The following is a 754-nucleotide window of genomic DNA, read 5'->3' on the forward strand; positions in this document are numbered from 1 at the left end:
AAAATCTCGTCGACGATCAGCGGCGCCAGCCCCATCGAAGGCTCGTCCAGCACGAACAGTTTCGGCCGCGACATCAGACCGCGGCCGATCGCCGTCATCTGCTGCTCGCCGCCGGAGGTGAGGCCGGACCGGGTTCGCCGCTTCTCGGCGAGCCTGGGGAAAAGCGCATAGACGCGGTCGAGGTCGGCCTTGACGCCGGTGCGGGAGGACGAACGCCCGAGCGCGCCGGTCAGAAGGTTCTCCTCGACCGTCAGCGAGCGGAAGCAGTGTCGGCCCTCGAGGACCTGGACCAGACCCTTGCGGACGAGGTGAGAGGGGCTTGCCCTGGAGACATCCTCGCCGTCGAAAGTGATCCGGCCAGCGGTAACGGTGCCGCGCTCGGCCGGGAGGAGATTGGATATGGCGCGTAGCAGCGTCGTCTTGCCGGCGCCGTTGGAGCCGAGCAGTGCGACGATCTCGCCTTTACCGACCGACAGGTCGACACCGTGCAGGGCGGCGATGGCGCCGTTGTAGACGGCCTCCACGCGACTGACCGACAGGATCGGATTTTCCGGGCTGGACATCGATGACTCCGCAATAGGCAGGAAATCGCGGCCGGCCCGTGGGCCGGCCGCGAGTTGTTTGACTTCAGTTGCTGACCACTGCTTCGGCGTCTTCGGCCGTGCGGATCTTGATGCCCTTTTCCTTGGCATAGGCCTCGGACGACTTCTCGATGATCGGACGCAGCAGCTTCCAGTCGGGCGCAATCCAGTCG

Annotated in this window: 1 protein-coding gene; it reads right to left on the reverse strand. The window is 65.8% G+C overall.

Features of this window, described 5'->3' with window-relative positions; genetic code table 11:
• Nucleotides 1-563 (reverse strand): ABC transporter ATP-binding protein (locus NKJ55_RS35445; protein ID WP_352453932.1); only part of this gene is annotated, 563 nt, incomplete at its 3' end.
• Between the last annotated feature and the right edge of the window lie 191 nt (nt 564-754).

The organism is Mesorhizobium sp. M0106 (assembly GCF_040322715.1).
Taxonomy (GTDB): Bacteria; Pseudomonadota; Alphaproteobacteria; order Rhizobiales; family Rhizobiaceae; genus Mesorhizobium.